General features: G+C 70.0%; 18 protein-coding genes. 13 read left to right on the forward strand and 5 right to left on the reverse strand.

Translation table 11 applies throughout. The annotated features are described in order from the left end of the window. Positions 1-29: 29 nt before the first annotated feature. From PIR02_04030 to PIR02_04050, 5 genes are all read right to left on the reverse strand, one after another. Complete coding sequence (locus tag PIR02_04030) at positions 30-668, reverse strand: helix-turn-helix domain containing protein (protein ID WZH37834.1); 639 nt, start codon at positions 666-668, stop codon at positions 30-32. Positions 669-1,122: 454 nt separating this feature from the next. After that, positions 1,123-2,784: a HAMP domain-containing sensor histidine kinase gene (locus PIR02_04035; protein ID WZH37835.1), complete on the reverse strand. Its 1,662-nt coding sequence runs from the start codon at positions 2,782-2,784 to the stop codon at positions 1,123-1,125. A 160-nt stretch (positions 2,785-2,944) separates the two neighbouring features. Beyond that, on the reverse strand, positions 2,945-4,504 hold the full coding sequence (locus PIR02_04040; GenBank protein WZH37836.1) for an MFS transporter: 1,560 nt from the start codon (positions 4,502-4,504) through the stop codon (positions 2,945-2,947). Next, positions 4,501-5,124 carry a PadR family transcriptional regulator gene (locus tag PIR02_04045; GenBank protein ID WZH37837.1) on the reverse strand — a complete coding sequence of 208 codons (624 nt, stop codon included), beginning with the start codon at positions 5,122-5,124 and terminating at the stop codon, positions 4,501-4,503. The genes PIR02_04040 and PIR02_04045 overlap by 4 nt, the downstream gene beginning before the upstream one ends. Positions 5,125-5,396: 272 nt before the next feature. Then, complete coding sequence (locus PIR02_04050) at positions 5,397-7,136, reverse strand: BCCT family transporter (GenBank protein WZH37838.1); 1,740 nt, start codon at positions 7,134-7,136, stop codon at positions 5,397-5,399. A gap of 111 nt (positions 7,137-7,247) precedes the next feature. On the opposite strand from PIR02_04050, the gene PIR02_04055 reads away from it, so the two are divergent. The 13 genes from PIR02_04055 to PIR02_04115 all read left to right on the forward strand — a co-directional run bounded on the left by PIR02_04055 (position 7,248) and on the right by PIR02_04115 (position 21,064). Next, positions 7,248-8,180, forward strand: coding sequence for a phosphoribosylaminoimidazolesuccinocarboxamide synthase (locus tag PIR02_04055; GenBank protein WZH37839.1), 933 nt, complete (start codon positions 7,248-7,250; stop codon positions 8,178-8,180). Positions 8,181-8,342: 162 nt separating this feature from the next. After that, positions 8,343-9,680 carry a solute carrier family 23 protein gene (locus tag PIR02_04060; protein WZH37840.1) on the forward strand — a complete coding sequence of 446 codons (1,338 nt, stop codon included), beginning with the start codon at positions 8,343-8,345 and terminating at the stop codon, positions 9,678-9,680. 231 nt (positions 9,681-9,911) lie between these two features. Further along, on the forward strand, positions 9,912-10,109 hold the full coding sequence (locus PIR02_04065) for a hypothetical protein (GenBank protein WZH37841.1): 198 nt from the start codon (positions 9,912-9,914) through the stop codon (positions 10,107-10,109). A gap of 626 nt (positions 10,110-10,735) precedes the next feature. Continuing rightward, positions 10,736-11,788 (forward strand): LacI family DNA-binding transcriptional regulator, encoded by a 1,053-nt coding sequence (locus PIR02_04070; GenBank protein ID WZH37842.1) that lies wholly within the window; start codon positions 10,736-10,738, stop codon positions 11,786-11,788. Positions 11,789-11,850: 62 nt separating this feature from the next. Continuing rightward, a complete protein-coding gene (locus PIR02_04075) occupies positions 11,851-13,143 on the forward strand; it encodes an extracellular solute-binding protein (GenBank protein ID WZH37843.1) in 1,293 nt (430 codons plus the stop codon). A 64-nt stretch (positions 13,144-13,207) separates the two neighbouring features. Next, positions 13,208-14,149 (forward strand): sugar ABC transporter permease, encoded by a 942-nt coding sequence (locus PIR02_04080; protein ID WZH37844.1) that lies wholly within the window; start codon positions 13,208-13,210, stop codon positions 14,147-14,149. Between the two features lies 1 nt (position 14,150). Next, the gene (locus tag PIR02_04085) at positions 14,151-15,095 is read left to right on the forward strand and encodes a carbohydrate ABC transporter permease (GenBank protein WZH37845.1); all 945 of its coding nucleotides are present in this window, start codon (positions 14,151-14,153) and stop codon (positions 15,093-15,095) included. Further along, complete coding sequence (locus PIR02_04090) at positions 15,092-16,030, forward strand: carbohydrate kinase (protein WZH37846.1); 939 nt, start codon at positions 15,092-15,094, stop codon at positions 16,028-16,030. Before PIR02_04085 ends, PIR02_04090 begins: the two co-directional genes overlap by 4 nt. A 1-nt stretch (position 16,031) precedes the next feature. Further along, positions 16,032-17,003, forward strand: a complete 972-nt coding sequence (locus PIR02_04095) for a glycoside hydrolase family 68 protein (GenBank protein WZH37847.1) — start codon at positions 16,032-16,034, stop codon at positions 17,001-17,003. A 169-nt stretch (positions 17,004-17,172) separates the two neighbouring features. Continuing rightward, positions 17,173-18,099: a carbohydrate kinase gene (locus tag PIR02_04100; protein WZH37848.1), complete on the forward strand. Its 927-nt coding sequence runs from the start codon at positions 17,173-17,175 to the stop codon at positions 18,097-18,099. A 13-nt stretch (positions 18,100-18,112) separates the two neighbouring features. Continuing rightward, entirely contained in the window at positions 18,113-19,174 is a 1,062-nt protein-coding gene (locus tag PIR02_04105) for an ankyrin repeat domain-containing protein (GenBank protein ID WZH37849.1), read from the forward strand. A gap of 74 nt (positions 19,175-19,248) precedes the next feature. After that, positions 19,249-20,580, forward strand: coding sequence for a Na+/H+ antiporter NhaA (gene nhaA / locus PIR02_04110; GenBank protein WZH37850.1), 1,332 nt, complete (start codon positions 19,249-19,251; stop codon positions 20,578-20,580). A gap of 202 nt (positions 20,581-20,782) precedes the next feature. Beyond that, entirely contained in the window at positions 20,783-21,064 is a 282-nt protein-coding gene (locus PIR02_04115; protein WZH37851.1) for a hypothetical protein, read from the forward strand. Positions 21,065-21,094: the final 30 nt, after the last annotated feature.

Genomic DNA, 21,094 nt, shown 5'->3' on the forward strand with positions numbered 1-21,094 from the left:
GATGCGGCCTCCGCCGGTGCGGCGGAGGGTCAGGCGAGGTTGTCGGAGAGGTGGAGCAGCTGCGCGGTCAGCCACGACCGATAGGCGTCGATATCCCACCCGCGGGCGACGGTGAAGTGCGTCCACGGGTCGGGGCCGGTGAGGAGGCCGAGCACGTCGGCCGCGAGAGCGAGCTGGTCGATGCGGATGCGGTCGCGCTGAAGGAACCAGCCCGCCGCGATCGTCATGTCGCGGTGGCGGCGCATCTCGAGGTCGAGATAGGCAGCGCGCACCTCGGCGTCGCCGTCGGCCGCGGCGAGCATAGCCCGCACGATCGCCGCCGATCGCTGATTGGCCTCGATCAGGAAGTCGACGTACCGGCCGATCGCAAGGTCGGTGTCGGGCTCGCTCATGATGGCCGCGAGCTCGGGACGCTCGGTGAGCGAGTGCCGGCCCTCGTCGCCCGCGAAGGTCCGCTCGAAGGCGGCGATGAGAAGGGCGTGCTTCGGGCCGTTCAGGTGCACCGTCGGGATCGAGACCCCCGCCTCGGCCGCGATGGCCTTGATCGAGGTGGCGACGTAGCCGTCGCGGACGAAGAGCCGGGCCGCCGTGTCGACGATGTTCGCGCGCGTGGCGGCGGCCTCGGCCTGTCGCTTGGGGGACTGATAGCTGCGGGGCACGTGCCTCACGCTACTTCGCTGCGGAGACGCCGGCCCGGGCGATAAGGAGGCCCGCGACGATCTGCGCGCCGGTCGACACGAAGTACATGGTGTTCGTCAGCGCCTCGACCGCGCTGGCGTTGATGACGACACCGAGAGAGAAGGGCGAACGGCGGTGGCGGGAGCGGTCACGGATGACTCCTTCGAGGAATGCGGGGAAACGCGAACGGGGTGAGAGTCATCCCGATCTCCACGATTGACTATACACACGTATAGATGAATACGGGGGGAAAATTTCCACACAGCCTTCTCGACCTCAGGACCTGGGGGTAAACGAGGCCATTTTTGGCCATACATAGTCCACATCGATTACGCACATGCTGGCGGCATACCCGACACGAGTGTGCGGTTCGGACACGCGCTCACCGCGAGTACCGGCTCCGCGGATGCCCGATACCGGAGGCGCCGGCACACCGGCCTTGGGTCAGCTCGCCTCCGCCGGCACGCGGGGCGCGACCGGAAGATCGAGCGTCACGGTCGTCCGCCCGCCGGGCTCACTGTCGATGAGGACGCGCCCCTCGTGAGCGTTCACGATGGCACGCACGCGAGTCAGCCCCAGCCCGAATCCCTGCACCGCACGGGAGCGTGCATGAGCGGTGCGGTAGAAGCGGTCGAAGACCCGCCGCTGCTCCCCATAGGAGAGGCCCGGCCCGTCGTTGGCGACGGCGATCCGGACCCGCTCGTTCTGCTCGCAGAAGGACACCTCGACCCGGGAAGCGGGTTCGCCGAACTTGACGGCATTCGTCAGAACCTCCGCGATCGCATTCTCCAGCTGCTCGCGATCCGCGCGGATCCGCGCTCGACACGCGCTCAGAATCTGCACGGAAGAGGACTCCGCGTCGGCCAACTTCTCGATGCGCCGCGCCGCGGCATCCACGATCTCCCGGAGGTCGACCTCTCCGAAACGGAGATCCCGGTCGCAGCCTGTCGCGGAGACGAGGTCGGTGATGCGATCGAGGAGGTCGTCGGCGCGTCGGGTGACGACGTCGATGTAGCGTCGCACCTTCGGATCATCGTCTCCGATGGCTTCGTCGATGAGCGCCAGGAAGCCGGTCACGCCGGTCAGCGGGGTCCGCAGCTCGTGGGAGACCGTGCGCAGGAACTGCTCGCGCACCTCGATCGCATCGGCGAGCTCGGTGACGTCGTAGGCGACGACCACGGTCCCCTGCACGGATCCGTCCTGCCGACGCAGCTGGTTCGCGGAGGCAAGGACCGCCATCTGCGCCTCGGGCGACCCGAGCCAGGCGAGATGCCCGCGGATCACCTCGCCGCGCAGTGCTTTCGGGATGAACTGCTCGTCGGCCGGAATGCGCGTGACCCTGTCTGCGCCGAGGATGTCCTCCCCCGCGTACGGCGGCTCGTCCAGGCGGAACCCCGCCGCCTCCGCTATCTCGTGAGCGGCCGCGTTGGCGACCTTCAGGCGGCCCTGATCGTCGAAGAACGCCACGCCCGCGGCCACGGTGTCGAGCACGCCGGAGACGAGAGCCTCGGCGTCGTGCGCGTCGGAGAGCGCCTTCAGCTGCGCTCGAGTCGCCTGCGCCAGCTGCCGCTCGCGGCGCTGCAGCCGCCGCGCCGCGAGGAAGGCCGTGACCGCGAACGCGACGATGGCCAACGGGAGAGTGACCGTGTTCGCCCACTCCACCTCCGTCTGCGGCGCGGACCCCTCGGAAAGGAAGCGAAAGGTGACGATGAACGCCGACCCGACGACGGCGAGAGAAATGCCGGCCCAACCGAAGGAATAGGACGCCCAGACCAGGGGGAAGACGGCCAGCAGCGTCGCCCCCGGGAGCACTTGCACGACGTCCGCTCGAATCAGCGCGACGGCGACCACATCGAGAACCGCCACGACCAGCAGCCACGTGGGAGAGAACTTCTCCCACGGGACGAAGCCCGCCAACACGGTCGCCGCGACGCCCAGGGAGAAGCCGGCGATCGACGTCGTCGTGGCCAGCAGGGACGAGTCGATGATCCCGACGACGACGGCCACGTAGACGAGGCCGAGAGCGAAGGGAAGCTGCGTCTGCGCGAAGGCCGCACGACGCCCTCTCGGGCTCCCTCTCAGATCGACGATGGGCACGGGTGCCACTCACCTGCTTTCACGCTCGCGGTGACGGGGCGGGCCGCGAAACGAAAGGTACGTTATCTGACCTTCCCTGTCGCGTACAGCGGTGGCGGCCGTGGGCGAGCCGGAAAACGACGGACGCCGCCACCCCGAGGGAGTGACGGCGTCTCGACGACCGGCGGGGCTACTCCCCCGCGGCGGCGGGAGCAGCCTGCGTCGGCGCGGTCGGAACGGCGTCGCGCGGAGCTCCGTGCGGACGGATCATCGAGGGGCGGCGCATGAACAGCACCGCCACGAGGCCCACGGCGATGACCGCGATCGGCAGGAGCAGCGACTGTCCCATGGCCTCCGAGAATCCGCCGACGACCTGCGGCGGCAGCGTTCCGGAGCCGAAGCTCGCCCCGGCATCCGCAGCCCCCGGCAGGTTCGCCTCGAGACGTGCCTGCATGAAGGCCGCGATGGATGCCGACCCGATCACCGACCCGACGGTGCGGGTGGTGTTGTAGATGCCGGCGCCGGCACCCGCCTGCCGCGGCGGGAGGTTGCGCGTCGCGGTGGTCGCGAGCGGACCCCACATCCCCGCGTTGCCGACACCCATGAACGCCGCCGGGATGAGGAACGCCCAGATCGGCGCGTCGTTCAGGATGAGCGCGGTGTACAAGCCGAGCGACCCACCGACGAGGAGCAGACCCGGCACCAGCAGGAACCGCGGGTCGGTGCGGTCGAGGAGCTTGCCGGCGAACGGCGCGAGCACACCGGAGAGGATGGCGAGGGGGATGAGCAGCAGCGCGGATTCCGTCGGGGTGAGACCCCGCGCGAGCTGCAGGTAGAACATCTGCGGCAGGGCCATGCTCGTCACCGTGAAGCCCACCGCGGCGATCGCGAGGTTGGCGATCGAGAAGTTGCGATCGCGGAAGAGGTCGAGCGGCACGAGCGGCTCTCCCTTGTTGCGCGCCTGCGTCCAGACGAAGACACCCATGACCACCACGCCGGCGACGACCATGGCCCAGATCCACGCGGCCCACGAGAAGTGCTCGCCCTCCTGGAGACCGAAGACGATGAGGAAGAGGCCGACCGCACTGAGCAGCACGCCGAGGATGTCGAACTTGTGGGCGGTGCGGGGCAGCTGCGGCACGAGGACCAGCGCGGCGATGAAGCCGATGATGCCGACCGGGATGTTGATGAAGAAGATCCACTCCCACCCGAGACCGTCGACGAGCAGACCGCCGGCGAGGGGACCGACGAGGGTGGCGACACCCGCGGTGGCGCCCCACAGCCCTATGGCCGCACCGCGGTTCTGCGGCGGGAAGGTGCGGGTGATGACCGCCATGGTCTGCGGGGTCATCAGGGCGGCCCCGAGCCCCTGCACGGCACGGGCGACGATGAGCACCTCGAGCGTCGGGGCCAGGCCGCACGCGAGGGAGGCGAGCGTGAAGATCGCGAGGCCCGTGAGGTAGACGTTCTTCGGGCCGAAGCGGTCACCGAGACGACCGGTGATCAGCAGCGGCACGGCGTACGTCAGCAGGTAGGCACTGGTGACCCACACGACGTTGTCGAGGTTGTTCGTGTTCGGATCGAGGGCGGCCTTGATGGCGGGGTTGGCCACCGAGACGATCGTGGTGTCGACCAGGATCATGAAGAACCCGATGACCAGCGCCCAGAGGGCGGGCCAGGGGCTGCGTTCGGGGGTCTTGTGAGACCCGGTGCGAGTGGATGCCGTGGTGGCGGCGCGAGCGTCGGTCATGCGACTGTCTCCTTTGAGACGCGGTGCTTGTTCTTGATGTGTTCGGGGATCTCGTCGACGCCCCAGGCGAGGGAGCGGTCGGCGAGGCGCGCGCGCAGGGAGTCCTGCCACGCGAGTTCGGCGTCGAGAAGAGCTGTCTGCCGCTGCAGTTCGACGAGGAACTGTTCGGGGGTGCGGCGACCCGCCGCCCGCTCGAGACCCGCGCGATGTTCGTCGGCGGATGCGACGAGAAGCGCACGGCGCTGGTCGAGCAGGGCGACGACCTCGTCGCGCTCGAGGTTGTGGGCCTCGGACAGCGCGACGCGGAAGTCGCTCGCCCGATCGACCTGGGGAAGCTCGGCGCGCACCCAGTCCTCGACCGCCTGGCGGCCGGCATCCAGGAGCGTGTAGGTCGTCCGCTCGGGACGGTTGCCATCGCGGTCCACACCGACCTCGGCCAGGAGGCCGTCGCGCTCGAGGCGCGCGACCGTGTGGTAGATCGTGCCCTTCTGCAGCGACACGAGCCGATCGTCACGGCGCTCCTTGAGCAGCCGGATGAGCTCGTACGGGTGCATGTCGGACTCGCGCAGGGTGGCGAGGATCATGACGGCGAGCGGCGTGAGACGCGCGGGCTCCGGCATCCGCCCTCCTTATGGTCCGTATCGACTAGTCCACGTGGACTATACGCGTATCGGTGCGGATTCGCGAGCCCTCCGCGCGTCGCGACGTGATGCTCTCGCGTCGCGGGCACGCACACCCGTACGATCGGGGTCGCCCTCGCGCCCTCGCGCCCTCGCCCCCGCGCGCGCTCGCCCCCGCGCGCCCTCGCGCTCTCGCGTCGAGTGTCCAAAACACCCGGACGGTTTTTCGCCGCGTCCGGGTGTTCTGGACACTCAGTCGGTAATCGGGGTGCCTACGACTCGGGCGACGATGGCGCCTCGGAGCCGAGCGACGCCGAAGCGGGCGGGGTCGGCGCGGGCCGGCGCGGACGCCACCGCACGGGGATGCCGAAGATCCCGCGCTGATTGGGCTCCTCGACCTCGAGGCCGTAGTGCTCGCCGATCGAGTCGCGCAGCTGCGCCCGCTCGGCCTTGTCGTACGCGCGCAACTCCCGCCGGAACGCCACGACCGTGGCCCAGCAGATCGCGAGCAGCACGAGACTGAACGGCAGGGCGATGCTGATCGCCGCGGTCTGCAGGGCGGTCAAGCCGCCCGCCAGCAGCAGGGCGAACGCGATGAGCGAGGTCGCGAGGGTGAAGAAGATACGCACCCAGCGCTTCGGCTCCTCTTCGCCGCCGGTGGCGATCATGCCCATCACGAGCGCGCCCGAATCGGCCGATGTCACGAAGAAGATCCCGATGAGGATGAGGAATCCGACGGAGAGGAAGACCGTGCCGGGAACGCTCTCGAGCATCTGGAAGAGCGCGGTCGACACGTTCACCGACCCGTCGGGGCCCACCAGCGCGACCGTCCCGGTCAGCTCGCCGTAGATCGCGGTCCCACCGAGCACGGTGAACCACAGGATGCCGACGAGCGTGGGCACCAAGATGACGCCGGTGACGAACTCGCGGACCGTCCGACCGCGCGAGATGCGGGCGATGAAGATTCCGACGAAGGGGGCCCAGGAGATCCACCAGCCCCAGTAGAACGCCGTCCACGTGCCCTGCCAGGCCACGCCCTCCTCACCCGAGTAGGCGCTCGTGGTGAAGGAGAGGCCGACGAAGTTCTGGATGTAGTTGCCGATCGACTGCACGACGTCGCGCAGGAGGAACTCGGTGGGTCCGGCGAACAGCAGGTACAGCATGAGAAGGCCGGCGAGCACGAGGTTGATGTTCGACAGCCACTTCATGCCCTTGCCGACGCCCGACAGCACCGAGAACAGCACGAAGCCGGTGATGATCCCGACGATGATCGCCTGGCTGATCACCGACGGCGACACGATGCCGAGGTACTCCAGCCCCGCGCTGATCTGGATGACGCCGAGACCCAGCGACGTCGCGACGCCGAAGAGGGTGCCGACGAGGGCGGCGACATCCACCGCGTTGCCCCAGGCGCCCTGCACGAGACGGGCGCCGAGGATCGGTTCGAGGGCCCACCGGATGGTGCGCGGGCGACGGCGACGGTGGAACGCGTACGCCAGGGCCAGCCCGATCACGACGTAGATCGACCACGCGTGAACACCCCAGTGCAGGAAGGTCTGCGACATGGCCTGCTGCGCGAGCTGGTTCGGTGTTCCCGAGACCCCCGGACGCGGTTCGGCGAAGTGACTGAGCGGCTCGCTCACGCCGTAGAACACCAGGCCGATGCCCATGCCCGCCGCGAACAGCAGGGAGAACCACGACATGGTGGAGAACTCGGGCTCGTCGTCGTCCTGTCCGAGCGTGATGTTGCCGAACCGGCTGAAGCCCATCGTGAGGGCGAACACGACGAAGAACGCCGCGATCAGCACGTAGTACCAGTTGAACGCCGACACGATGGTGGTCTGGACCGCGCCGAACGTGGCCTCGGCTGCGGTCGGGAAGAGCATGGCGAAAGCAATGAACGCCAGGGCGATCGCAGCGGCGGGCCAGAACACCCATCCGCGGATCGTCTTGTGGCGACTGCCCAGATGCGGGTCGATGCTCACCGTGGTGTCGGGGGCTGCCTCGGTCATTCCATCGAGGGTACTCAGGGCCGCGCCGCGGACCGAGGGGCGGGCGCCGTCACGCCGCGTGTGACACAATCCGCGCCGGTGGGGCGGGCTCGCACCCGCAATAATGAGCGGGTGACTCCCGCTCCCCCCGCCGATCTCGCCGGTTGGCGCCACGTCTATTCCGGCAAGGTGCGCGACCTCTACGTCCCCGCCGACACCGCTGAACACGCGACGCCCGCGCACCTGCTCGTGGTCGCGAGCGACCGCGTCAGCGCGTTCGACCACGTGCTCTCGCCCGGCATCCCCGACAAGGGCGTGCTCCTGACGACGCTGAGCCTGTGGTGGTTCGACCAGCTCGCCGGCGCCGACGGGGGGCGTGGCATCCCGAATCATCTGGCCGCCGACCACGCGCTGGTGGCAGGCGGCGCGGTGGAGCTGATCCCGGATGCCGTCCGCGGCCGCGCCATGCTGGTCCGCTCGCTCGACATGCAGCCGATCGAGTGCGTCGTCCGCGGCTACCTCACCGGGTCGGGCTGGGCGGAGTACCGCACCGAGGGCACGGTCTGCGGCATCCGTCTCCCCGAGGGCCTGAACGACGGCGACCGCCTGCCGGAACCGCTGTACACGCCCGCGTTCAAAGCGCCGATGGGCGAGCACGACGAGAACATCACGTTCGAGCGTTCCGTCGAGATCGTCGGCGCCGAGACGGCGACGGCGCTGCGCGACGCGTCGCTGGAGATCTACCGCCGCGCGGCGACGACCGCCGAGGCGCACGGGCTGATCCTCGCCGACACGAAGTTCGAGTTCGGCTTCGATGCGAACGGGGTGCTGACCCTCGCCGACGAGGTCCTGACCTCGGACTCTTCGCGATACTGGGATGCCGAAGCCTGGCGCACCGGCGCCACCCCGGCGGAGCGCATGGCGAGCTTCGACAAGCAGATCGTGCGCGACTGGCTCGCGGCGAACTGGGACAAGCAGGGCGAGCCGCCCGCGCTTCCCGCCGAGATCGTCGAGCGCACCCGCGAGCGTTACGCGGAGCTGCTGCAGTTGCTCACGGCATCCTGATCCGCCCGCGGAGGCTTCGACAGGCTCAGCCACCGCGTCCCGCCGCCCCGGCGAGCCCCGAGCCGTGAGCACCGGCTCCTGAGCCCGAGCGCCGGCCCCTGAGCCCGAGCTCGGGTCCCCGAGCCCGCCGAAGGGCCCCCGACCACACCCCCAAGGAGACACATGTTCCGCTGGAAGCTGCACGGAAACGGCCGCACCGTGGCCCCGGGCGCGGTCGTCGCCCCCGGCGAGCGCCTCAACTGGGGCGCCACGATCGCGATCGGCCTCCAGCACGTCATCGCGATGTTCGGTGCGACCTTCCTCGTGCCCGTGCTCACCGACTTCCCGGTATCGACGACGCTGCTGTTCTCGGGCGTGGGGACGCTGCTGTTCCTTCTCGTGACGAAGAACCGGCTGCCCAGCTACCTCGGCTCGTCGTTCGCGTTCATCGCGCCGATCACGGCCGCCACGACGACCGCCGGGACGGGCTCGGCGCTCGCGGGCATCGTCGCCGTCGGCGTCCTGCTCGCCGCGGTGGGCTTCGTGGTGCAGTTCGTCGGACTCGGGTGGGTCGACAAGGTCATGCCGCCGGTGGTGGCGGGCGCGATCGTCGCGCTCATCGGCTTCAACCTCGCACCGGTCGCCTGGGGCAGCTTCCAGAAGCAGCCCCTCCCCGGCACCATCACGCTCGTCGCCGTCATCCTGTTCAGCGTGCTGTTCCGGGGATTCCTCGGGCGCGTCTCGATCTTCCTCGGCGTGATCGTCGGCTACGTCGCCACCGTGCTGATCCAGGTCACGACCGGCGAGAAGCTCATCGACTTCGACGCCGTCGGTGCCGCCCCGTGGGTGGGCCTGCCCGAGTTCCACTTCCCCGACTTCGCCTCGCCGGGCACGTGGTCGGTCATTGCGATGTTCCTGCCCGTCGTGCTGGTGCTCGTGGCCGAGAACGTCGGGCACGTCCGCGGAGTCGCGGCGATGACGGATGCCACGGCCAACCGCTCCACCGGTCGCGCCCTCATCGCCGACGGCGTCGCCACAACCCTCGCGGGATCGTTCGGCGGCTCGGGCACCACGACCTACGGCGAGAACATCGGCGTCATGGCCGCGACCCGCGTGTACTCCACGGCGGTGTACTGGGTCGCCGGCCTCGCCGCGATCCTGCTGAGCCTCTCCCCGAAGGTCGGTGCGGTGTTCAACACCATCCCGCCCGGAGTCCTCGGCGGCGTCACGACCGCGCTGTACGGATTGATCGGCATCATCGGCATCAAGATCTGGGTCGACAACCGCGTCGATTTCTCGCGCCCCGTCAATCAGTACACGGGTGCCGTGGCCCTGGTGCTCGCGATCGCGGGCTTCACGATGGACATCGGACAGTTCCAGCTCGGCGCCATCGTGCTCGGATCCGTCGCCGCCCTGGTGATCTACCACCTCGGAAACGCCATCGCCCGCGCGCGCAAGACCGGTGCCGACGACGGCGGCCCGATCCCCGCGGTGGGCCCGCTGGGCGGCGACCCGGCCTGAGCGCCGGAGGACCGGCATCCCGAGACTGCACCGCCCCGACCGGCCGCCCGGCCGGGGCGGCACGACCGCACGCGCGTGTCGAGACCGCACGCGGTGGGGGTGACACGCCTGCGGCCGCGTCGACCGTCGCGGTGTCGGCAGGGCCCCCTCGCGGCCGACGGTAGCGTGGGATCGCGCACGGGTCCGACGACCGGGGCGCCATCCCCGCCCTCGGCCGACCCCGGAGACACCATGACCGCCGCCACCGCCCGCTCGTCCGCCCGTTCCGGGATCCTCATGGTCGCCGTGGGAACCGTCGCCCTGGCAGCCATGCTGTGGTGGGATGCCAACGGCGCCCCCACCGTGGCTCACTTCATCACCGCGGCCTGTGGATACTTCATCGGCCAGGGCATCGTCACGTTCTTCGCCGCGCGGCGTCGCCCCCGCTGAGTCCGCGCGGCGTCGCGGTCGGCGGGCTCTCTGACCCCGAACGACCGTCCTGCGGAGTCCGGGCCGTGATCGTCGTACCGGGCTCCTGAACCCGGGCCGTCCCGCGGAGGTCGGACGGGCTGGCCGACCCTCTGACGCCCGAGCCGCCCCGCGGAGTCCGGGCCGAACACGCCGCCCCGAGCCATCCCCCACCGGCGTGTCACGGCCCCACTCCGCACGACGGACCGCCCCTCCCCGGCGTCCCGCGATCCGGCGACGGTGCCGACGACGCCCGGCACCGAGCCGTCCCGCGGAGTCCGGGCCGAACACGCCGCCCCGAGCCATCCCCCACCGGCGTGTCACAGCCCCACTCCGCACGACGGACCGCCCCTCCCCGGCGTCCCGCGATCCGGCGACGTCTGCCGTCCCCCGGCGCCGCGACGGCGACGGCAACGGCGACCGCGACGGCGACGGCGACGGCGACGGCGACGCTCGCGCCACGACCCGGATGCCGGAGACCCGCGCCGCAACCGTCGTTGCCGGACCGTTACTTGACACCGACCTCCCGAACACAGCACACTGATCTCGGTCGCTGGTAAATCGGTTTATCAGCAAGATAAATCGATTATCCAATGGAGGGTGAAGCCATGGCTCGAGTGCGCATCGCAGATGTCGCGAAAGCAGCCGGCGTCTCACCCGCGACCGTCTCGCTCGTGCTCAACGGCGCCGAGTCGCGCATCTCCGACGAGACCAAAGAGCGCGTCCGCCGCGTCGCCGGCGAGGTCGGCTACTCCCCCAACCCGATCGCGCGGAGCCTGCGAACCCGTGTCACCGGCACGATCGGCCTCGTCTCCGACCGCATCGCCACGACGCCGTTCGCCGGCCGCATGCTCGCCGGAGCACAAGAGGTCGCCCGCGAGAACGGTCGCCTCGTGATCCTCGTCGACACCGACGGCCACCCCGAGATCGAGTCCGACGCGATCTCGACCCTCGTGAACCACCGCGTCGACAGCATGGTCTACGCCTCGATGTACCATCGCGTCCTTCCCGCACCGGCGGGCCTGCCCGACGGAACGGTCTTCCTCGACTGCCGCCCCGAGGGCGGCGGGTACCCCGCCGTCGTCCCCGACGACTACGCCGGCGGCCGGGCCGCAACCCAGGAGCTCGTCGACGCGGGGCACCGTCGCATCGCCTACATCGACGACGGCGACACCGACCGCCCGGTCGCCGCCGAGTTGCGACTGCGGGGCTACCTCGACGTGCTCACCGAGGCCGGCATCGAGCCCGATCCCGCGCTGCACGTCTTCGCTGAGACCTCGGCCGCCGGCGGTCAGCGCGCGATCGCCGAGCTGTACGACCTGCCCGAGGCGCAGCGCCCCACCGGCATCTTCGCGTTCAACGACCGCATCGCGGCCGGCGTCGTCATGTGGGCGCCGCGGCGTGGCATCCGGATCCCCGAAGACCTGTCGGTCGTCGGCTACGACGACCAGCAACTGGTCGCGGCCGAGCTCGACCCCCCGCTGACCACCGTCTCGCTCCCCCACGCGGCCATGGGCCGTTGGGCCATGGAGGTCGCCCTCGGCCTCCGCGCGGCGGACACCGCCTCCCCCCACCTCATGGACTGCCCGATCGTTCGTCGGGCTTCCGTCGGCCCTCCCGCGCACCTCGGCAGCGCGCGGGAACCCCGGGTCACGGACTGACGCCGCCTCGGCGTCCCCTCACGATGGCGACAGCGATGTCGCCGTACACCGAAAGGAACACGATGAAGAAGTCCTTCATCCCGCTCGCCGCGACAGGCGTTGCTGCCGCGCTGGTGCTCACCGGATGCGGTCAGGCAGGCCAGGGCAGCACGACGACCGAAGACGGTCGCACCGTGCTGACGATGTGGACGCACTCGGCCGGTAATCCCGCCGAGCTCGCCGTCTACGAACAGATCATCAGCGACTTCAACGCATCCCAGGACAAATACGAGGTCAAGACGGAGTCCTTCCCGCAGGGCGCGTACAACGACGCGATCGTCGCGGCGGCGGCATCGGGCGACCTGCCCTGCCTCCTCGACCTCGACGGTCCGATCATGCCCAACTGGGCGTGGGCGAACTACCTGCAGCCGCTGAACATCTCCAGCGACATCACCGACAAGCTGCTCCCCACCGCGGTCGGGAAGTACAACGGCGAGATCTACTCCGCCGGCTACTGGGATGCCGCGCTCGGCATCTTCGCGCGCAAGTCGGTGCTCGATGCCAACGCCATCCGTATTCCGACCATCGCGCAGCCCTGGACCGAGTCCGAGTTCGACGCCGCCCTGGCGACCCTCAAGGCGGCGGGGTACGAGACTCCGATCGACATCGGCGCCGAGGACAAGGGCGAGTGGTGGCCCTACGCCTACTCGCCGTTCCTGCAGAGCTTCGGTGGCGACCTCATCGACCGCGACACCATGCTGTCGGCCGACGGCGCCCTGAACGGACCGGATGCCGTGAAGTGGGGTACCTGGTTCCAGGACCTGTTCAAGAAGGGCTACGCCAACAGCGGCGGCACCGTGGGCAACCAGGAGTTCGTCGACGGCAAGGTCGCGCTCAGCTACACGGGCGTGTGGAACGGGCTGGCCGCGGTGGACGCGGTCGGCGACGACCTGCTGATCCTCCCGCCGCCGGACCTCGGCAACGGCCCCAAGATCGGTGGCGGTTCGTGGCAGTGGGGCATCTCGTCGTCCTGCAACGACGCCGACGGTGCACGCCAGTACCTGGAGTTCAGCTTCAACGACACCTACATCACCCAGTTCGCCGACGAGCAGCTCGTGATCCCCGCCACCGAGGCGGCCACCGAGGCGTCGAAGTACTTCAACTCCACCGACGGGGCGCTGCGCCCGTTCGCGGAGTTCTCGAAGGAGTACGCCGTGCTGCGACCCGAGACCCCCGCCTACGCGGTGATCTCGACCACGTTCGAGACGGCGGCCAAAGACATCATGAACGGCGCCGACGTGCAGTCGGCCCTGGATGCCGCGGTCACCGAGATCGACACCAACATCTCGTCCAACGACGGCTACGGCGCGAAGTAACGCCGCGCCCAGCGGTGGGGGCTCCTTTGCGGGCCCCCACCGCGACCCGCGAAAGAAGAACCTGATGACCGTGTCTCCTCCGGTCGCCGCGGCGAAGCAGCCGCGCCGATCCCTCCGCCGCTTCCGCAGCTCGCGCGGACGCGAGTCGTGGGCGGGCCTGGCGATGATGGCTCCCGCCGGCATCCTGCTCCTCCTCTTCCTCATCGTCCCCGTGCTGCTGGCCTTCACGCTGTCGTTCACCAACGCCCGCCTGATCTCGCCGAACCCACCGCGCTTCGTGGGCCTCGACAACTTCTTCCGGGCGTTCACCGCCGACCCCGTGTTCCTGCAGTCGGCGCTGAACACCTTCCTCTTCGCTCTGGTGGTCGTGCCCGTGCAGGCGGGTCTCGGGCTCCTCCTGGCGATCCTCGTCAACCAGCGCCTCCGGGGCACCACGTTCTTCCGCGTGGTGTTCTTCATCCCCGTCGTCACGTCGATCGTCGTGGTCTCGATCCTCTGGCGCTTCATGTACCAGAGCGACGGCCTCATCAACTCGATGATCGACACCGTCACCTTCGGAGCCCTCAAAGGGGCCGACTGGCTGAACGACCCCAGCACGGCGCTCGGCGCGATCATCGTCCTCTCGATCTGGCAGGCCGTCGGCTTCCACATGATCATCTGGCTCGCGGGCCTTCAGACCATCCCCGAGGAGCTCTACGAGGCCGCCCGCATGGACGGGGCGAGCCGGTGGCACCAGTTCGCCCACGTGACGTGGCCGGGCCTTCGTCCGACCATGGTCTTCGTCCTCGTCACCATCACGATCGCCGCGCTCGGCCTCTTCGTCCAGGTCGATGTGATGACCCAGGGCGGACCCCTCAACTCGACGTCGACCGTCGTGTACCACGCGGTGCGCAAGGGCTACGAGCAGCAGGAGATCGGCTACGCCGCCGCGATCTCGCTCCTGTTCTTCGTCGCCGTGCTGATCATCGCCCTCATCCAGCGCTGGTTGACCCGAGAGAAGAACTGATATGACCGGCATCCTCGAACGCCCCCGCAGCGCCGCGCCGCGCAGCGCTCCCGCCCGCGTGCGCACCCGCTCGTCGGAGGGCCGCACCGGCCGCTTCCTCACCTACGTGTCGATGTCGATCCTCGCGGTGTTCTTCCTGTTCCCGCTCGTGTTCATGTTCGTGTCGAGCCTCAAGCCCGACGCGCAGATCCTCCGCGACATCAACTCGCCCGCGGCGTTCCTGCCGACCGGAGACATCAGCCTCGACAACTACTTCGGCGTCTTCGATCGCGTGCCCGTCGGGCAGTTCCTCTTCAACTCGATCCTCGTGACGGTGCTCACGGTCGGACTCGGGCTGATCGTGAACTCCCTCGCCGGCTTCGCCCTGTCGCGCCTGCGCTGGAAGGGCCGGGTCGTCGTGCTCGCGCTCGTCATCGCGACCCTCATCGTCCCCTTCGAGACGATCGCCGTGCCGATGGTCTACTGGGTCAACCAGTTGCCGACCCTCGTCATGGAGGGCGGCGTGCTGAAGTACGACTTCGGGTGGCTGAACACCTACCAGGTGCAGATCGTGCCCTTCATCGCGAACGCCTTCTCGATCTTCCTGTTCGCGCAGTACTTCTCCACGATCCCGCCGTCGCTCGACGAAGCGGCGCGCATCGACGGGGCGAGCTGGTTCACGATCTACCGCCGCATCATCGTGCCGCTCTCGGGCCCCGCCTTCGCCACGGTGGCGATCCTGACGTTCCTGCCCGCATGGAACCAATACCTCTGGCCCCTCATGGTCGTGCAGAAGGAGAATCTGCGACCGGTCATGGTCGGCATGCAGTACTTCTTCCAGCTCAACACCGCGTGGGGCGAGGTCATGGCCTACACCTCGCTCATCACCCTGCCCGTGCTGATCGTGTTCCTGGTCTTCCAGCGCGCGTTCGTCAGCAGCATCGCCGCGTCCGGCGTCAAGGGATGAGCGCACAGCTCGATGTCGTCGTGCTCGGCGAGGCGCTGATCGACATCGTCACCACTTCCGCCGGGGCGGCCGAGCGCCCCGGCGGAAGCCCCGCCAACGTCACGGTCGCGCTCGGCCGGCTCGGTCGCGGCACCACCCTCGTGGCCCGCGTCGCCGAGGACGACCGCGGTCGGTTGCTGCGCGCGTGGCTCGCGGCATCCGGGGTCACGCTCCACCCCGCGGGGGCACCGGAGCGCACCGCCACGGCCCGTGCGGTGATCGACGAGCGGGGAAACGCCACGTACGACTTCGACATCGAGTGGATCCTCCCCTCGCCCGTCGAGGTGCCCGCGGCGCGCATCTTCCACACCGGTTCGGTCGCGGCGACCCTCGCCCCTGGAGCCGACGAGGTACGCGCTGCCGCAGAACGAGCGCGTCCGACCACTCTCATCAGCTACGACCCGAACATCCGCCCGGCCCTCACGGGCGGGGTGCAAGACGCTCGGGCGCGCGTCGAGGCCCTCGTCGCGCTCAGCGACGTGGTCAAGGCCAGCGCCGAAGACGCCGAATGGCTCTATCCCGGCACCGCCCCCGTCGAGGTCGCTCGTGAGTGGGTCGCCCTCGGCGCGGGGCTCGCCGTCATCACCGACGGGGATGCCGGCTCCCTCGCCGTCACCGCGCACACCACCGTCGAGATCCCCGCGGTCCGCGCGCAGGTCGTCGACACCGTCGGCGCGGGTGACACGTTCATGGGCACGCTGCTCGACGGCATCCTGAACATCCCGGGCGACACCGCCGCGCTGCGCGCGAGCGTCCGTGCGCTGGATGCCGAGACCCTTCCTCCCCTGCTGCACCGTGCGGCCGCCGCCGCGGCGATCACCGTGGGGCGCGAGGGCATGGACCCCCCGACCCGAGAAGACCTGCAGCCGACCGCTGCCCCGAAAGAGAGTGCCTGACGTGTTCGACCTCGCCGATTCCTACGTGTGGGATTTCTGGTTCGCTGACGACGGCGACCGCTACCACCTGTTCTTCCTCTACGCCTCGCGCGCGCTGCACGACCCGGAAGACCGCCACTACCGCGCCTCGGTGGGCCACGCCGTCTCGAGCGACCTCGTGTCGTGGGAGCGCGTCGCCGACGCCCTCGTGCGCGGCGGAGCCGACGACTTCGACGCGCTCGCCACCTGGACCGGCTCGACCGTGCGCCGCGAAGACGGAACCTGGTTCCTCTTCTACACGGGCTCGCGCCTTGCCGAAGACGGCCGCAACGTGCAGCGCATCGGCTACGCGACCAGCGACGATCTGTACACCTGGCACAAGAACCCGGAGAACCCGGTGCTCGAGGCCGACGGTGAGATCTACGAGCGCCTCGCCACCACCGACTGGCACGACGAGGCCTTCCGCGACCCGTGGGTGTTCGCCGACCCGGCCGGGAACGGCTGGCACATGTACGTCACCGCCCGCGCCACCCACGGCGAGCTCAACGGGCGGGGCGTCGTCGCGCACGCGACCTCCGCTGACCTCGAGACGTGGGAGCTGCAGGCTCCGGTCAGCGAACCGACCGCTCAGGGCTTCGGCCAGCTCGAGGTGACCCAGGTCGAGGAGGTCGACGGCCGCGCGGTGCTGCTGTTCTCGTGCATGCCCGCTGAGGCGACGGATGCCGTGCGCGCGCGCCACCCACGCGGAGCGGTGTGGGCGGTCGCCGCCGACAGCATGCTCGGCCCGTTCGACATCTCGACGGCCACCGCGCTCACCGATGACGATCTGTACGTCGGGCGCCTGATCCAGGACCGCGCGGGCGCCTGGCAGCTGCTGGCGTTCCGCAACGTCGGCACGGACGGCCGCTTCGTCGGCGGCATCATCGACCCTCTGCCCGTGGGGTGGGAGGGCGACCGCCTCGTCGTCACGCAGCCGGCGGCCCTCTCGGCCTGACCCTGTCTCGCCAGAACGCGCGCGTCCCGCCCGGGGCGCGCGCGTTCGGCGTTCGGTCGCGCGCGCAGCTCCTCCGAGCTCGGGCGAGCGGCGACCCCCGCGCGTTCGCGTCGATCCGGTTGATGCACGAAGATGACGCACGAGGCGACCGCCGCTCGGAAGGACAACGATGACGACCACCGATCCCCGCACCCCCGACGTCGCCGTGCTCGGCGAAGCGCTCGTCGACATCGTGACCACCCCCGCGGGGGCGTCCGAGCGACCGGGGGGAAGCCCCGCCAACGTCGCCGTGGCACTCGGACGCCTCGGGCGCGACGCCGTCCTGGTGGCCCGCATCGCCGACGATGAGCGCGGGCGGGCGCTTCGGGAGTGGCTCGCGGCATCCGCAGTCGTCCTCGTCGACTCCGGCTCCCCCGCGCGCACCGCGACAGCCCGCGCGACGATCGGCGAGAACGGCGACGCCACGTACGACTTCGACATCGATTGGGCACTCCCGTCCCCCGTCGAGGTGCCCGCGGCGAGGATCTTCCACACCGGATCGGTCGCCGCGACCCTCGCTCCCGGTGCCGACGAGGTCCGCGCCGCGGCAGAACGCGCCCGCCCCGCGGCGCTCATCAGCTACGACCCCAACATCCGCCCCGCCCTCACCGGTGGCGTCGACGACGCACGGTCTCGCGTCGAAGCGCTCGTCGCCCTCTCCGACGTCGTCAAGGCGAGCGCCGAGGACGCCGAGTGGCTCTATCCCGGAACATCGACCGCCGACGTCGCGCGCCGCTGGGTCGCGCTCGGCGCGAGCCTCGCCGTGATCACCGACGGGGAGGCGGGTTCCCTCGGCGTCACCGCCCACGCCGCCGTGGACGTGCCGGCGGTCCCGACCACCGTGGTCGACACGGTCGGCGCGGGCGACACCTTCATGGGGGCGCTGCTCGATGGCATCCTGAACAGCCCCGGCGACGTCGACGAGCTGCGGGCGAGCGTGCGTGCACTCGATGCCGAGACCCTGCCCGCGCTTCTGGAGCGCGCCGCACGGGCTGCCGCGATCACCGTGGGGCGCGAGGGCATGGACCCGCCCACGCGCGCCGACCTCGCCGACTGAGCCGGAGGAACGTATGCCCGTCTTGCGCAAGACTCTGCCGGCGGATTTCGCGGCGCGACTCGCGTCGTCGAACGTCGAGGAGCTCATCGCCGTGTTCGGCCGTGTCCGGGTGGACGCGCGCGGCGGTCCGACGATGTCGACCGCGATCGGTTTCGTGGACTGTCCCGAGGGTCTCATCCGGTGGCTCGTCGCCCAGGGCCTGGACGTGGATGCCGTCGACTCCTCCGACGCGACCCCGCTCCACACCCGCGCGGCCCGAGGCCGGCCGGAACAGATCCCCCTCCTGCTCTCGCTCGGTGCCGACATCGAGCGTCGCCGCCGTCTCGGCGGAACGCCCCTGCACGCCGCCGCGGGCAATCATCACCCCGAGACCGTACGCGTGCTCCTCGAGCACGGAGCGGATCCGGCCGCGGTCGACGACAACGGCCTCACGCCCCTCGAGGTGGCGCTGAAGCGCGCCGCGAACGCGACGATCGCGCGGACCTCCGAGGTCGCACGCCTGCTGCAGGAAACGGGCCGCCCGATCACCGCCGCAATGCGCGCCGAGGTCACGCGGATCGGCACGGACTTCGAGTTCCACCGTGCGCGGTTCTCCCCCGACCTGCTCGCCGTGACCGAGGCCGGACTGGCGGAGCTGTACCGCCTCTTCGGCGTCCCTCCGGTCGCCGCGCGCCGCCAGCACGACGGCGTCTCACCGATCACGGTGCCCGAGGGGCGCTGGCAGCAGCAGTATCAGGAGCTGTGGGACCTCCTCGTCCCCTCGTCGGGGCCTGCGGCCACCGTGCAGGGCGAGGTCATCCGCATCGCGGGCCGCCTCGGCCACGAGATCCTCGACAACGGCGGGGTGAATCGGGATGCCGACTTCTCGCGCATGCTCGACGGCTTCGTCACGCATGTCGGAACGGGGGCACCTCTCGACGCCGACGATCTCGCCGAGGTCCGGTTGATCGCCTCCGCCGTCCGAAACGGCGCCGACGATGAGGCCCGCCTCGCACGGATGACCGAGCTCGCCGTGGCGTGGGTGGGGCGGAACCCCGCACCGATCCCGCTGGCCGACGTCGACTACCGCCGCTAGACCCCCGGTATCCTGGAGGAGGTGCGTCGGGAAGTCTGGTCGACATGTCGTCGATCGATCCCTCTGGAGACTTCATGAGCCACGACACCGTCCGCGCACCCAGCTGGCCCGGCTCCGCCGAAGTCCACCGCGTCACGACCCTGCTGCGCCGCGAGTCCGTCGGCGGCATGCTGCTCGTCATCGCGGCCCTCGCCGCGATCGTCTGGGCCAACTCCCCGGCCTCGGAGTCGTACTTCGCCCTACGCGAGCTGCGCTTCGGCTACGAGCCGTGGCATCTCGAGCTGAGCGTCGGCGCGTGGGCAGCCGACGGGTTGCTCGCGATCTTCTTCTTCCTGGTGGGTCTCGAGCTCAAGCGCGAGATCGTCGTCGGAAGCCTCCGACGGGTGAACACGGCGATCGTGCCGGTGACCGCGGCCTTCGCGGGTGTCGCCGTGCCGGCGCTCATCTATGTGGCCATCGTCCACACGCAGCCGAGTCTGCTCGCGGGCTGGGCGATCCCCACGGCGACCGACATCGCCTTCGCCGTCGCCGTGCTGGCGCTCGTGGGGTCGCACCTTCCGGGACCGCTTCGCATCTTCCTGCTGACGCTCGCCGTGGTCGACGACCTCATCGCGATCGCGATCATCGCGATCTTCTACACGAGCGACATCTCGCTGGTGCCGCTCGTGATCTTCGCGGCGCTCGTGGCGATCTACGGGATCATCGCGCACCTCGGTCGTGCCTGGTTCGCCCGCCACGGGTGGGCGGCGTGGGTCGTGCTGCTGCCGATCGGTTTCGCCGCGTGGGCCTTCCTGCACGCCTCGGGCGTCCACGCCACGATCGCCGGAGTCGCGCTCGCCTTCACCATCCCCGTGGCGGCTTCACGTCGTCAGCCCGAGGGACGCGGCATCGACCTCGCCGAGCAGTTCGAGCACCGATTCCGTCCCCTCTCGGCGGGCGTCGCCGTGCCCCTGTTCGCGTTCTTCGCCGCGGGAGTCGCGGTCGGCGGGGGCGAGGGGCTCGTCAGAGCGGTGACCGACCCCGTGACCATCGGTGTCGTCGCCGGTCTCGTGCTGGGAAAGCCCCTCGGCATCCTGCTCGGTGTGCGCCTGCTCACGCTCGTCACGAAGGTGCGTCTCGACCCGGCGCTGACCTGGATCGACCTCGCCGGCGTCGGCCTGCTCGCCGGGATCGGCTTCACGGTGTCCCTCCTCATCGCGGAACTGAGCTTTCCCAGCGGATCGCCCCACACCGACGACGCGAAGATCGCGATCATGGTCGCCTCGCTCGTGGCATCCGTGCTCGCCTCCGCCGTGCTACTCGTACGCAACCGGCGCTACAGGCAGCTCGCGCGTGCCGAAGAAGTGGATGCCGACGGCGACGGCATCCCGGACGTGTACCAGCAGCCGCTGCCCCCGGAGCGCTGAGGGTCACACAGGGGGCGCGATGCTCGCGTACTCCCCCACCGGCACCGGCTCCCAGGCGGGCAGGACAGCCATGAGAACAGGGGATGCCACGAAAACAGGACGAAGTGTGCGGCATGCCGCCTGTTCTCGTGGCATCCCCTGTTCTCGTTACCCCAAGGGCGAGGCGAGGCCGAGGAGAGGGGCACGCGAGTACGGTGACCGGATGGGGAATGAGCGCGACGACCTGACGACGCGGGCGGACATCCTCCGGGCGTATCTCGCGGTGCTGGAGGACCCGGAGAAGCTCTTGCGGGTGTGCGCCGGCGTTCCCGGCGACGCCGATGACGCGCGCGACGCGGTCGCGTCGGCCTTCGGGGTCGGCGAGATCGCCGCGATGGCGATCCTCGACCTGCAGGTCAGACGCTTCACCCCTCGCGCGATCGAGCAGATCCGGTCCGAGCTGGCCGACCACGAGCGACGGCTCGCCGAGTCCGATCCCGGGTGACCCCGGCATCGGCGCCGCGGACCCGCCTCA

Origin of the sequence: Microbacterium enclense, from assembly GCA_038182865.1 — a bacterium.
Taxonomy (GTDB): domain Bacteria; phylum Actinomycetota; class Actinomycetes; order Actinomycetales; family Microbacteriaceae; genus Microbacterium; species Microbacterium enclense_B.

What these genes read in the sequence shown, in the direction of transcription:
- PIR02_04040 (WZH37836.1), bottom strand. Translation starts at nt 4,504, where the DNA reads ATGACCGACGCTCGCGCCGCCACCACGGCATCCACTCGCACCGGGTCT.
- PIR02_04045 (WZH37837.1), bottom strand. Translation starts at nt 5,124, where the DNA reads ATGCCGGAGCCCGCGCGTCTCACGCCGCTCGCCGTCATGATCCTCGCC.
- PIR02_04050 (WZH37838.1), bottom strand. Translation starts at nt 7,136, where the DNA reads ATGACCGAGGCAGCCCCCGACACCACGGTGAGCATCGACCCGCATCTG.
- PIR02_04060 (WZH37840.1), top strand. Translation starts at nt 8,343, where the DNA reads ATGTTCCGCTGGAAGCTGCACGGAAACGGCCGCACCGTGGCCCCGGGC.
- PIR02_04065 (WZH37841.1), top strand. Translation starts at nt 9,912, where the DNA reads ATGACCGCCGCCACCGCCCGCTCGTCCGCCCGTTCCGGGATCCTCATG.
- PIR02_04070 (WZH37842.1), top strand. Translation starts at nt 10,736, where the DNA reads ATGGCTCGAGTGCGCATCGCAGATGTCGCGAAAGCAGCCGGCGTCTCA.
- PIR02_04075 (WZH37843.1), top strand. Translation starts at nt 11,851, where the DNA reads ATGAAGAAGTCCTTCATCCCGCTCGCCGCGACAGGCGTTGCTGCCGCG.
- PIR02_04080 (WZH37844.1), top strand. Translation starts at nt 13,208, where the DNA reads ATGACCGTGTCTCCTCCGGTCGCCGCGGCGAAGCAGCCGCGCCGATCC.
- PIR02_04085 (WZH37845.1), top strand. Translation starts at nt 14,151, where the DNA reads ATGACCGGCATCCTCGAACGCCCCCGCAGCGCCGCGCCGCGCAGCGCT.
- PIR02_04090 (WZH37846.1), top strand. Translation starts at nt 15,092, where the DNA reads ATGAGCGCACAGCTCGATGTCGTCGTGCTCGGCGAGGCGCTGATCGAC.
- PIR02_04100 (WZH37848.1), top strand. Translation starts at nt 17,173, where the DNA reads ATGACGACCACCGATCCCCGCACCCCCGACGTCGCCGTGCTCGGCGAA.
- PIR02_04105 (WZH37849.1), top strand. Translation starts at nt 18,113, where the DNA reads ATGCCCGTCTTGCGCAAGACTCTGCCGGCGGATTTCGCGGCGCGACTC.
- nhaA (WZH37850.1), top strand. Translation starts at nt 19,249, where the DNA reads ATGAGCCACGACACCGTCCGCGCACCCAGCTGGCCCGGCTCCGCCGAA.
- PIR02_04115 (WZH37851.1), top strand. Translation starts at nt 20,783, where the DNA reads ATGGGGAATGAGCGCGACGACCTGACGACGCGGGCGGACATCCTCCGG.